Genomic DNA, 12564 nt, shown 5'->3' with positions numbered 1-12564 from the left:
TACAAGAAAACTAGGTCTGATAAATAGAATATTTTTGCTGAATTGAAGACGGTTTCATATTTTTTCCACTAGAAAAAATTTATCCAAGGTTTTATAAAATGGCCTTTCTTCACCAAGCTGAACATATTTTTAAATATATCATTTCATTACCGACCCTAATAATATTGGGTCAAGCTTTTAAATAAATTCAGGGTGATTATTACAAACAATTCCGAAAGCCTATGTTTGGTTCTTTCCAGGTTAATTAAATTTCGAAAAAACAAAGTTAAAGAATGATTTTTAAAACATAAAGCTTCAAGCCTTTTAGTTAAAAACCAAGTACCAATTTAGAAATATAGAAAAAAAGAAAAATTCCGAAGATATCATTACTGGTGGTAATAAATGGTCCGGTTGCAATCGCAGGATCAATACCTTGTTTGTTTAGAATTATTGGCACAAAAGTTCCCACTAAAGCGGCGACTATAATGACGGAAAGTAAAGATGTGGCGATGGTAAGGCTTACTAATTGGTCCTGACCAACAATGTAACCAAAAAGCATAACTAGAATCCCCAAAGCGACCCCATTAATTAAGCTAAGGCCAACCTCTTTGATTAAACGCTGTAATAAACTTCCTCTTAAATTGTCGTTTGCGAGTCCCTGTACTATAATAGCACTTGATTGCACACCGACATTTCCAGCCATGGCAGCAATTAAAGGCGTAAAAAAGAATAAAATAGGAAACTGTTCCAGGGCGCCTTCAAAACCTTTCATTATATAAACACTGCCCAGGCCACCAAAAAGCCCAAGAACCAGCCATGGTAAGCGTGCCCTTGTTAATCTCCATAGACTGTCATCGGCTTCTACAGATTCAGAAATACCGGAAGCCATCTGGTAATCTTTTTCAGCCTCTTCTTTTATAAAATCCACAATATCATCAATAGTAATCCTTCCCACCAATCGTCCCATTTCATCTACTACCGGAATAGCTTCCAGGTCATATTTCTGCATGACCCGTGCTACTTCTTCACCTTCCGTATGAACAGTTACATAATCCACCTGCGGAATATACACATCCTGAATATTGGCGTGGCTGGGAGCGGTAAGTAAATCTTTAAGTGAAAGTCGACCTTTTAGTTTATTCTTATCGTCTACTACATAAATGGAATGTACACGGGTCACATTTTCAGCTTGTTCGCGCATTTCCGTCATACAACCGGTCACACTCCAGTTTTCGTTCACTTTTACAAGTTCTTTTGCCATAAGTCCGCCGGCCGAATCTTCGTCGTAGCGAAGCAGTTCCACAATATTATCGGCATGTTCCTCGTCTAGGAGTTCGGCAATAACATTTTGTTGGCGTTCAGGAGAAAGTTCCGAAATGATATCTGCTGCATCATCGGTGTCCATTTCTTCCAGCTCTTCTGCAATCTCTTTAGCCGAAAGTGTATCCAAAATACGTTCCCGTACTCCTTCTTCCAGTTCCATTAAAGCTTCAGCCGTCTTCTGACTATCTAATAGCTTAACTATATACGTGGCTTCTTCTAAGGAAAGTTCTGTTAAAATTTCAGCGATATCGGCGTGGTGCACGTCTTCAAGGTGCAATAACAATTCCTCATTATTCTGATGCTCAATGAGAAACTGTAATTTCTCAATTAACTCGTTACTGATTTGAAACTGCATAGGGCTGTATTTTAAGGGTCAAATCTATAAATTCCTGGAATCCGAGTTGCTCAGGACGTTTATCAAATATAGTATCTTCCCTTAAATTATCAGGTAAATCTAAATTTTTTAAACTATTACGCATCGTCTTTCTACGCTGCTGAAAAGCGGTCTTCACCACCCTAAAAAACAATTTCTCATCACAAGGAAGGTTAAAATTTTGTTTCCGGGTTAACCGAAGCACTCCGCTTTCTACTTTTGGTGGGGGATTAAACACAGAAGCCGGCACGGTAAATAAATATTCGGCTTCAAAAAATGCCTGTACTAAAACCGAAAGGATTCCGTAGGTTTTATTGCCTTCTTTTCCACAAATTCGAAGGGCGACCTCTTTTTGAAACATTCCCGAAAATTCCGGAATTTGATGTTTTAACTCTAAAACTTTAAAAACAATTTGTGTTGAAATATTGTAAGGGAAGTTACCAATTACGGCGAAGGTCTCATTGCGGAAAAGCGAACCTAAATGGTATTTAAGAAAATCATTTTGATGAATCCTATCTTCCAGCTGCGGATAATGTTCTTGAAGATAAGCCACACTTTCAGCGTCAATCTCTATTACATGAACTTCAGTATTTTGCGCCAGCAAATATTTGGTTAATACCCCCATGCCGGGCCCAATTTCCAAAACTTTATTATAACCTTTAAAACTGAGAGTTTCGGCTATTTGCTTAGCCACACTCTCATCTGTTAAAAAATGTTGCCCAAGTTGCTTTTTTGCTCTTACCTCTCCATCCTCTGACTTCTGAGCTCTGACTTTTTTCTTATACTTTCCCATAAACTACTGCTCGCTAATCACCTGCATTTCGGTCCTAAAAGCCACAAACTTTCCTTCAAACGCCTTTCCCTTTGCCCTTAACCTTTCGGCATCTTCTTTATAATATTTCTCTAGTTCAGCCCTATTTTCAGCTGTATATTGAATAGAATAGGTGATCCCGCCCATAGCTTCGGTTACCATCACTCGCGTCATTAAAGCTTTATTAAACTTTCCAGTATGTAACATTTCAGGAATATGTTCTTCTTTCATCCATTTTACCCAATCTTCGTGAATAGCTTCTTCTACATTTATCGTTACGTTGTATATGTACATATTGATATATTAAGGGTTTTCTTGGTAATCTCCTCTAAGTGCACGGTATTTTTTTCGGGCTTCCACAAAATAGATACTATCGGCAAAGTTAAAGATTATTTGCTCGTAATACTTCTTTGCTTTCTCTACATTTTCCAGCTCTTTCGAATATAATTCTCCAAGATAATAATGGGCATTATCGGCAAGAATATCCTTATTAAAATTTTCAATAATTGCAAGATAATTATTTTCAGCTTTATTAAACTGACCTACCTTTTCAAAAAGACGCGCTTGTTTCAGCAAGGCTTGATCTTCTATTTTTTGTCCTTTATGCAGATTTAAAATTTCTTCCAAAAGCTCAATAGCTTCAAAATATTTTTCCTGAAACGCCAGCAAATCAGCTCGGGCATATTTTTTAAGGGAGGTTTGGGTTGAATCTCCGATAGAATTGTCTTCTATAAGCAAACTCAGTTCCATGGCATCGTTGGCGATAAGCTGGGAAGTTGAAGATTTCAAAATATCCAGTTGTTGTTTTGCCCATTCAAAATCTCCCTTAAAATAACTTGTTTTAGCTACCTTAAAGCGAGCATTTTGAGAAATTTGATCATTTTTAACCAAATTTTGAACCTGAGAATAATAAATAAGTGCTTCGTTAAATTTTTCCTGAAGTACCAAAATATCAGCCAGGTTAATTTTTATTATCGCTTTGTCAAAATCCCGGTTTACGCTTTCAGAAAGTTGTTTCAATAAAACTATGGCTTCCTCTTTCTTATTTCGTTTAAATGCCAGGAAATTTGCAAAATCAATCTGTAAATTCAGTGTGTTAAGTCCAGTTCCAAAACGCTCCAGTAATTCCTGATATTTTTTTTCTACTTCCGAATACATTTTTTCACCTTCGTTTTCGAGCTGCACTTTTAATAAAAACTGGTTTCCCTGTAGCACGATACTTTCCGAAGGCGCTTCTTCTATCACATAATTTACAATCTCAACAGCTGCCTCAAAATTTTTAGCTTCCCTGGCCATTACCGCAAGATTTAAAATGCTTTGTAAATTTTTATCACCTCTTTTATATATCGCCCTTTCTTGAGAAAATGCTCTTAAGTATTCTTTCTCCTGTACAAAAAGCCAGCTAAGCATTTCATTATAGATCAAGATTGGTTTCTGTTGAAGTTTGGTGAGCAGCAATTCTCTAAAAATTGTATTTGCTTGGCTTGAAGCATCTTCTGAAATATATTTACCAAATTCGCGATTGGCAAGTGAGAAGAAATCTGGGTTGGCTTCAATTAATTCAAGATAATTCTTGAACATTTCTTTCGTCTTGCCCTGCTCCCCGTAAATTCTAGCGAGTTGCAAATTGTAATTAAGCTCATTATTTAACTGCATCGCCTTTTCATAAGTTTCAGCAGCATTTTTCAACAAACTATATTTTTGAAATGTACGTGCGATCGCATAGGCATAATTTGGACGAGCATCTACTGCGTTGAGAGCTTCTATATAAAACTGATTTGCCCTTTCGGTATTTTGCTGAAGTTCATAATTATGTCCAAGCTCTATCAAAAGCGTAGGATTATTGGCTGAATTATTTAGTTTCTCTTGGAGCAATTGTTCCGCTTTGGTGAAATTTTCCAACTGCTGAAGACTTTCAATCATTCCGAAGAAATAGGAAATATTCTGTGGGTTTTCTTCAACTAATTGCTCATAGGTTTTCAAGGCTTTTTCAAATTCACCTTGGTCAAAAAAATTACGCGCCAGAATATCAGACTGTGCCCAGGCACCTGAGATATAGCAAAATAATAGTAAGGATATGAAAGCAGTACGCATCTTGTAAAGATACGGATTTGCCTATTGATTCTATATGTTTAGGCGTTTAATCTATAAGGTTGAAACCTGTATAAGGCACCAAAACATCTGGAATTTTTATTCCTTTTTCAGTCTGGTAATTCTCTAGAATTCCAGCGAGTACACGTGGTAAAGCTAATGCACTTCCATTTAATGTGTGTACTAATTCCTTTTTACCTTCTTTGTTTTTGTACCGAAGCTTAAGTCGGTTAGCCTGGAAAGTCTCAAAGTTCGAAACCGAACTAATCTCCAACCATCGATCCTGGGCGGTAGAAAAAACTTCAAAATCATAGGTAAGGGCAGCAGTAAATCCAAGATCCCCACCGCAAAGTCTCAAGATTCTATAAGGTAATTTCAAATCAGCCAAGATATCTTTAATATGTTCCACCATATTATTTAAAGCTGTATAAGAATCTTCGGGCTTTTCAATCCTTACCAACTCCACTTTGTCAAATTGATGTAAACGATTAAGCCCTCGCACATGGGCCCCGTATGAACCTGCTTCACGTCTAAAACAAGGGGTATAGCCGGTACAGGCTATTGGAAAATCCTTATCGGTCAACAATCGGTCACGATACATGTTGGTCATTGGAACCTCAGCTGTTGGGATCATATAAAGATCATCAGCTGTTATATGGTACATTTGACCTTCTTTATCGGGTAACTGCCCGGTGCCCAGTCCGGAAGCTTCATTGATCATTAAGGGCAACTGGTATTCGGTATAACCGGCTTCTATCGCTTTATCAAGAAAGTAGGTTATTAAAGCACGTTGCAATCTGGCACCTTTTCCCTTATAAACTGGAAACCCAGCTCCGGTAACTTTATTCCCAAGTTCAAAATCTATTATATCATACTTTTTGGCCAGCTCCCAATGAGGAAGGGAACCTTCTGCGAGTACCGGAATATCTCCTTCTTTAAATATCTCTTCGTTATCCTCTTCTGAAGTTCCTGCTGGAACAGATTTATGTGGTACGTTTGGAATAGTATAAAGCAAAGCTTCTAACTGCGCAATTGTTATTGAAAGATCTTCAGAAAGTGCTTTAGAATCTTCTTTTAGCTTTCCCGTTTTTTCTTTAATTAGGTTAGCCTTCTGATGTTCGCCACTCTTAAACATTATTCCGATTTCTTTAGAGAGCCTGTTAGATTCAGCTAAAATATCATCGAGTTTTACCTGGGTTGCACGACGTTTTTCATCCAGTTGCAACACCTCATCCAGAATACTTTCAGCCTCAAAATTTCTTTTTTTGAGTCCCTTTATGAAGTCTTCTTTATTTTCCCTGATATGGTTAACCTGTAACATAGCTTTCTTTTACCTAATTTGAAGCAGCAAATGTAACAAAAGCACTCTAAATTTCTAGTCTAATTTTGAAGGTAAAATCCAATCATGATGGTTAAAATGAGACCATTTTTCAGCAGCAAGATCAACTTTCGGGTCAATAAAATTCTCATAAGGACGTCCGTTTATGCTTATTTGAGATTCTACAAAAACCTGAACATCCTTCCCTTTTTCAGCATAAACTCTCTCCAGGTGTTGCGCAAACTGCCACATCATATCCGGTTTAGAACTTGCAGAACGCCTTTGCTTGGAACTTAAAAATCGGGCTTTATTCACATATATAGTATCGCTCTTTCCTCTTTCTACTACTTTAAAGGTGGTTCTACCAGATCGGGAACGTAACATCATCCGCCAACTTAGTCTATGCCCTTCTTCTGTCCAAAGCACATCATCCTGAAAAAACCAGTGTCTAAGCGGTAAAGCAATTTGAATAACAAACCAAACTAAAAGAACTGCAATAAGTGGTTTTTTATAAGATGGTATTAGTATCTCGGCTTTATCGTAAAAAGGTTTCTTATTGCGTAGGATATACTTATTTATTTTTTCTGCCGGAAAAAAGAATAAACAAAAAGCCAGCGATAAATAAGGGAAAATTCCTATTTGAAAAATAAAACTATTGAAAAGATGAAAAAAGATAGCGAGGATAAAAGATGGTAATCTCGTTGGCTTCCACAAAAGTGCTGGAATAATCAATAAATCGAAGAAAAGTCCAAAATAGGTAATTATATATCTAATCCATTTTTGCTGAAGTATATCTCCTACCAGCCAGTAATCTGCTTTCCCCCGCATGAGCATCTCCGGAAGCGTTCCGTTTAACCAATCTGGATAGAGTTTTGCTACTGAGGCATAAGTGTAGACTATCCATAATTGAAGAACGATTACCACCCAAACCCATTGTGGCATAGCAATTTTCTTTAAATCTGGCTTTCTCCAGACTGCTAGTGAAAGGTAACGATGTGCGGGTAGAAAAAACATGAAAATACACAGCAACATCAGTAAGTAATAGTGGTTGTTATAGGAGGATTTTTGCATCAAATAGACTCCTGCCCACATAATAGTATAGCAAAAAATACTAAATCGGTATTTATAGCCCAACATCACTAAAACACCAAATAATCCTAATATCCCGTAGTAATATAGCATTCCGTTTCCCGGAAGCGGCTGGAGGAATTCAAAACCGATAAAATTAAAAGTGAATTCAGGCTCGATAAGGGTTCTACGCACCCAACCGGTGAAAATAGCCCCGACAGCTTCAAGCGTAATAAGCAAGCCAAAGATAATTCGAAAGGCAATAAGTGCCGAATTATCTACCTGCTTAAAAAGCCATTTATTCAGCATAGTTATCTTTAATATATTGCCTGGAGAATGCTTCGTCCTGTCGCATTGCTATTTTCAAAGCGTCTATGGAGTTGAATTTTTTTTCATTACGAATTCTCACCAACATTTCTATAGCTAGTTCTTGACCGTAAAGGTCTTTGTTGAGATTAAAAAAGTAGGTCTCTATGGTTTGCTTTTCTCCTCCAACGGTGGGATTGGTGCCAATGTTCATCATCCCAAAGTAGCGTTTCCCATTAATTGTTGAACGAACTACATATACCCCGTTTTTCGGAATTAATTTATAATCCTCTTTAATACTCAAATTCGCTGTAGGGTAATTAAATTCCTTGCCCAAACCTCTGCCTTTTATGACTTTGCCTTTTAAACTAAAAGGAGTTTGCAGGTAACTATTAGCCCGCTCTACTTTACCCTCTAAAAGGGCATTCCTTATTTTCGTAGAGCTTACTGCTACCTGGTCTACTTCCTGTTTTGTAATCTCCTCTACTTCAAAGCCATATTCTTCCCCAAATTGTTTTAGGGTATTAATATCTGCAGTACGGTTCCGGCCAAAACGATGATCGTAACCAATAATCACCTTTTTTGCTTTTAAACGATTAACCAAAATATCACGAACAAATTCCTGGGCAGTAAGCCGAGAAAATTGTTGAGTAAATGGATGAACCACCAAATGGTCAATTTCCGTTTTTTCTAAGATTTCAGTGCGTTCTTCTATGGTATTTATAAGCTTTAGCCCACTTTCCTTTTGCAGAACCATTCTGGGGTGCGGAAAAAAAGTAAAAATCACGGACTCCAGATTCTCGATTTTCGCAGCATCTACCAGACGAGATATAATCTTTTGGTGACCGGCATGAACCCCATCAAATGTACCAATAGTAACTACGGTTTGGGTATTTCCGTTAAAAGCATTTGCTCCTTTATGTATTTTCAAGGCCAACCTATTTACCGTTAAACGAATTCATTGTATTGGAAACGCCTGCTGTTCCAAAAGATTTTACCAATTCAGTCGCTTTCTCAAGGCGTTCTGACAATTCTTTTTTTTCTTCTTCACCCCATTCTCCCAATACATAATCTACTTGCTGGCCCTTCGAGAATTTGTCACTAATACCAAATCTAAATCTATTGTAATTTGTGGTACTGAGTGTGTTCTGTATATCTTTCAACCCATTATGCCCTCCATCACTACCTTTGGTTTTTAGCCGAATTGTCCCAAAAGCCAGGTTAAGGTCATCGGTAATTACCAAAAGATTTTCTAATTCTATTTTTTCTTTCTGAAGCCAATAATTGACTGCCTTTCCGCTTAAATTCATATAAGTAGAGGGTTTAAGCATTACAAAGGTGCGTCCTTTGAACTTAAACTGAGCTACATCTCCCAGTTTCTCCGTGGAAAAACTTACTTCTTCTTTTTCGGCTATATAATCAAGAATCTTAAAACCTATATTATGGCGGGTATTTTCGTATTTAGGACCGGGATTTCCTAACCCGGCGATCAAATATTTCTTCATAGGATCTGGTTCTTCTTCCTGGGGCTTCTTCTTACTGAGTATTTTTCCGAAAAAAGATAGCATAGCTTTTGTTTTGGTAAAGATAAAATTATTAGAATCTAACTAAAATTTTTTATAAGGATTAAAAGACAAGATAGCAAACTGGACTTGCTGAAAAACTCTTGAGATAAAATATATTGAAAAAACACCTTAATTTATTAGTAAAAAAAAAGCACCCCTTTGTGGGATGCTTTTATGTTTTTGCTAAAAAAAGTAAGACTAACTATCTTCTCCCTCTTTAACTGCAGCAACATCATCTGTTTCTGTAGATGGTACTTCGTCTGCTGGTACTTCGTCTTCATCTTCATCGTCCTCAAGGGCAACAATATTACGTGAAGTTCTAACCTGACAAATTACCGTGTTATCTGGATGCTGAATCTCGTAAGACTCATCTGCAACGGCGGTAACGTAAAGTTTTTGACCTATTTTAAGTTTAGAAACGTCGGCTGTAATGTAATCCGGCAATTCGTTGGCCAAACCTCTTACTTTTAAACGACGCAGGTTGTATCTTAAAACACCACCATTTTTAACCCCTCTCGCAACACCTTCCGTATGGATAGGGATTTCCATAGTGATTGGTTTATCATCACTAATTTGGTAGAAATCTACGTGCAAAATAGCATCGGTAACCGGGTGGAATTGAATGTCCTGAAGAATGGCATTGAATTTCTCACCATCTCCAAACTTAATTTCCACTGTATGCACATCTGGGGTGTACACAAGGTCGTTAAACGAAATTTCTTCTGTTGCAAAATGCAACGGCTTGGCATCTCCCCCGTATAATACGCAAGGAACCTGTCCAGCATTACGTAGGGCCTTCGTGGCTTTCTTTCCTACGCTTTCTCTTTTAGATCCGTTGATCGTAATTGATTTCATTGTTGAAAAATTTTAGGCTGCAAAAGTAAGGCTTTTTTCCTTTCTATAAAACCCTGACTTAAAATTCTTTAAAAAGATGATGCTCGTTGAGATTTACCTCTAGAAACTGAGAACAAAAAAACTAAATTGAATTCAATCAATTCTTTTACATAACAAATTTTGAACTGATAGATTTATTTTTGTGCACTCTACTCATTACATCAGCAAAAAGATCGGAGCAGCTTACTACTTTAATTTTTCGACTTTCCTTTTTTAAGGGAATAGAATCAGTAACAATTAATTCCTGAAGTTTAGAGTTTTCAATACGTTCATATGCTTCTCCAGAAAGCACAGGATGTGTACAGATTGCACGAACGCTCTTTGCTCCGCGCTCCATCATAACATCAGCGGCTTTGGTTAAGGTTCCGGCTGTGTCTACCATATCATCCACTAAAACAACATTTTTACCTTCTACATTACCAATAAGCTCCATATGCGAAATAATGTTGGCCTTTGCCCTTTGCTTGTAACAAATAACCACATCACTTTCCAAAGCTTTAGAATATGCGTAGGCTCTTTTAGAACCACCCATATCTGGTGAGGCAATGGTTAAATTATCTAATTTCAAATTCTTCAAATGTGGAAGAAATACGGTGGAAGCATAAAGATGATCTACAGGTTTTTCAAAAAATCCCTGAATTTGATCAGCATGTAAATCCATAGTAATAATTCTGGTTGCACCTGCGGTTTCAAGAATGCTAGCTATCATTTTTGCTGCAATTGGCACCCGGGGCTTATCTTTTCTATCCTGGCGTGCCCAACCGAAATACGGGAGTACAGCTGTAATATGTCTCGCCGAAGCTCTTTTGGCCGCATCAAGCATTAAAAGCATTTCCATCAAATGGTCTGATCCCGGATGGGTGGAACCAATAATAAAAACTCGCGAACCGCGAACCGATTCCTCAAATGATGGCTGAAATTCGCCATCGCTATAAGTTGAAGTGATTACATTTCCTAGTTTGGTGCCGTAAGCAGCCGCTATTTTTTCAGCTAAAACTTTGCTCTGAGTACAGGAAAAAATTTTGGCCTCGGGAATTACGTTGGGCATGTTATGTTGTTTTTGTGTAAATGTTGTTTGTTGTGTTGCAAATTTAAAAATTAATTCCTTTAACACCTCACTATTAAGTACAGACTCAAATTTTAAAGTTCGAAAAAAACACTGGCAGGTAAGATTTTTTTTTACTTTTGCCCTCCATTAGCTCGAGTGGCGGAACTGGTAGACGCGCTGGATTCAAAATCCAGTAACTTCGGTTGTGCGGGTTCGATTCCCGCCTCGAGTACTGAATAAACCCCAAAACCCTTATAATTAAAGGTTTTGCGGGTTTTTTTAATACCTTTTTCCAAACTCTTTCCAAACCTTTTCTGTTTTCCTTTCTGTTTCAATTTTTTTGATAATCAAGATTTCATAAGGTCGATACACAATAAATAACAAGGATTTTTTATCTAGATTCGTGTCTACTAAAAAATATTACTAGTGATAAATAGGCTTATTCCGAAATCCTCAATACTAGTTATTTTTTTATTGAGTGGCACCTTAAAAGCATCATAATTGAATATAGTATAGAAGTACGCTATCTAATTGATTTTCCAATACCAGAATCTGATTTTGTCCAAAATTTTTCAGTTTGTGAATAAATTTTTCTGGGAAATTTAAATGATTATTCATTGGATATAAGCCGAAATGCAGAAAAAATTGTAAAAAACCTAAGAAATAGATTGTTTCTACCTTCCCGGGTCCAAGACCTAATCTAAAGTTAAAATAAAGCTTGTTTAATTATAATCAGGTTTCACATTTTTAAGCCCCCCTTCCAGGTTGTACATTTTCTTTTCGCTAAATTTTTCTTTAAGTTCAGCAATAGCTCTGGAACTTCTGGTGCTGGATGCGCAGTAAACTAGCAAATTATCTTCGGAAGCCAATTCATCAAACCTGTTTCTTAATTCCGAAAGGGGAATGTGTAGCCCCCCGATGTTGAATGAGATTCGTTCTTCATAATTCCTTACGTCAAGTAAGGTAAATGATGACTTGGATTCTAAATACTCCTGATAAGAGATGGAATCGCCAGGTTTGGTTTCACAGGAAAAATTTATTTCTTTTAATTCTGTTATCAACGCGGAGTTTTTAGAGAATGGCAGAATCCAAGTTTGCATTTCAAGTGCATTAAAGACGAGCAATTTTCCTGATAATATATTTCCTATTCCTAGGATCATCTTTAGCACTTCATTTGCTTGCAGGTTTCCGATGATTCCCGGCAAGATTCCTAACACACCGATTTCACTGCAGGATGGCATCTCTTCTGGCAATCCTGGCTCCGGAAACAGGCAGCGATAAGTGGGTCCATTTTGGTAATTGAAGACCGAAACCTGTCCCTCAAACTTGAAAATTGAACCGAATACCAGGGGCTTTTCTGCCATAACTGCGGCATCATTTGCCAGGTATTTGGTGATGAAATTATCACTCCCTTCCACTATGATGTCGTAAACGGAAAATAAATCAACTGCATTTTCTGCCGTAAGTCTCTCATTATACGCCAATATTTCTATCGAAGAATTAATCTCCCGAAGCCGGTTTTTAGAAGCTATTACTTTCGGCTCCCCTATATTATTTTCTGAAAATAGAATCTGCCTTTGTAAATTAGAGGTGTCAACCAGATCGTTATCTATAACTCCAATTTTCCCTACTCCGGCTGCGGCAAGATATTGCAAGACAGGACATCCAAGTCCGCCAGCACCTATCACCAAGACCTTCGCCTGCTTCAGTTTTATTTGTCCCGCTTCACCGATTTCTTTCAGTAGGATGTGCCGTATATAGCGTTGTTTTTCTTCTTCGGTTAACATT

11 protein-coding genes and 1 tRNA gene are annotated in these 12564 nt (G+C 37.4%); 1 reads left to right on the top strand and 11 read right to left on the bottom strand.

Annotation, left to right across the window (positions count from 1 at the left end):
- Positions 1 to 307: 307 nt before the first annotated feature.
- The 10 genes from mgtE to DET49_RS00350 all read right to left on the bottom strand — a co-directional run bounded on the left by mgtE (position 308) and on the right by DET49_RS00350 (position 10776).
- Positions 308 to 1657 carry a magnesium transporter gene (gene mgtE / locus DET49_RS00395; protein ID WP_133546169.1) on the bottom strand — a complete coding sequence of 450 codons (1350 nt, stop codon included), beginning with the start codon at positions 1655 to 1657 and terminating at the stop codon, positions 308 to 310.
- Positions 1638 to 2468 (bottom strand): 16S rRNA (adenine(1518)-N(6)/adenine(1519)-N(6))-dimethyltransferase RsmA, encoded by an 831-nt coding sequence (rsmA, locus tag DET49_RS00390; protein WP_133546168.1) that lies wholly within the window; start codon positions 2466 to 2468, stop codon positions 1638 to 1640. The genes mgtE and rsmA overlap by 20 nt, the downstream gene beginning before the upstream one ends.
- A gap of 3 nt (positions 2469 to 2471) precedes the next feature.
- Positions 2472 to 2780, bottom strand: a complete 309-nt coding sequence (locus DET49_RS00385; protein WP_133546167.1) for a DUF4286 family protein — start codon at positions 2778 to 2780, stop codon at positions 2472 to 2474.
- 9 nt (positions 2781 to 2789) lie between these two features.
- Positions 2790 to 4580 carry a tetratricopeptide repeat protein gene (locus DET49_RS00380; RefSeq protein ID WP_133546166.1) on the bottom strand — a complete coding sequence of 597 codons (1791 nt, stop codon included), beginning with the start codon at positions 4578 to 4580 and terminating at the stop codon, positions 2790 to 2792.
- Between the two features lie 46 nt (positions 4581 to 4626).
- A complete protein-coding gene (serS, locus tag DET49_RS00375) occupies positions 4627 to 5898 on the bottom strand; it encodes a serine--tRNA ligase (protein WP_133546165.1) in 1272 nt (423 codons plus the stop codon).
- A 54-nt stretch (positions 5899 to 5952) separates the two neighbouring features.
- Positions 5953 to 7272 carry an HTTM domain-containing protein gene (locus tag DET49_RS00370; RefSeq protein ID WP_133546164.1) on the bottom strand — a complete coding sequence of 440 codons (1320 nt, stop codon included), beginning with the start codon at positions 7270 to 7272 and terminating at the stop codon, positions 5953 to 5955.
- Positions 7262 to 8200, bottom strand: a complete 939-nt coding sequence (locus tag DET49_RS00365) for a bifunctional riboflavin kinase/FAD synthetase (RefSeq protein WP_133546163.1) — start codon at positions 8198 to 8200, stop codon at positions 7262 to 7264. The genes DET49_RS00370 and DET49_RS00365 overlap by 11 nt, the downstream gene beginning before the upstream one ends.
- A gap of 7 nt (positions 8201 to 8207) precedes the next feature.
- Entirely contained in the window at positions 8208 to 8837 is a 630-nt protein-coding gene (gene pth, locus DET49_RS00360) for an aminoacyl-tRNA hydrolase (RefSeq protein ID WP_133546162.1), read from the bottom strand.
- A 195-nt stretch (positions 8838 to 9032) separates the two neighbouring features.
- Positions 9033 to 9689: a 50S ribosomal protein L25/general stress protein Ctc gene (locus DET49_RS00355; protein ID WP_133546161.1), complete on the bottom strand. Its 657-nt coding sequence runs from the start codon at positions 9687 to 9689 to the stop codon at positions 9033 to 9035.
- Between the two features lie 145 nt (positions 9690 to 9834).
- Positions 9835 to 10776: a ribose-phosphate pyrophosphokinase gene (locus tag DET49_RS00350; protein WP_133546160.1), complete on the bottom strand. Its 942-nt coding sequence runs from the start codon at positions 10774 to 10776 to the stop codon at positions 9835 to 9837.
- Positions 10777 to 10926: 150 nt separating this feature from the next.
- Here DET49_RS00350 and DET49_RS00345 point away from each other — a divergent pair.
- Positions 10927 to 11008, top strand: a tRNA-Leu gene (locus tag DET49_RS00345).
- Positions 11009 to 11498: 490 nt separating this feature from the next.
- Here DET49_RS00345 and moeB read toward each other — a convergent pair.
- Entirely contained in the window at positions 11499 to 12563 is a 1065-nt protein-coding gene (gene moeB / locus DET49_RS00340; protein ID WP_133546159.1) for a HesA/MoeB/ThiF family protein, read from the bottom strand.
- Position 12564 lies beyond the last annotated feature (1 nt).

Origin of the sequence: Salegentibacter sp. 24 (assembly GCF_004362395.1) — a bacterium.
Classification (GTDB): domain Bacteria; phylum Bacteroidota; class Bacteroidia; order Flavobacteriales; family Flavobacteriaceae; genus Salegentibacter.
Note: the sequence above shows the minus strand (reverse complement) of the source record. Positions and strands in the feature narration are given on the sequence as shown.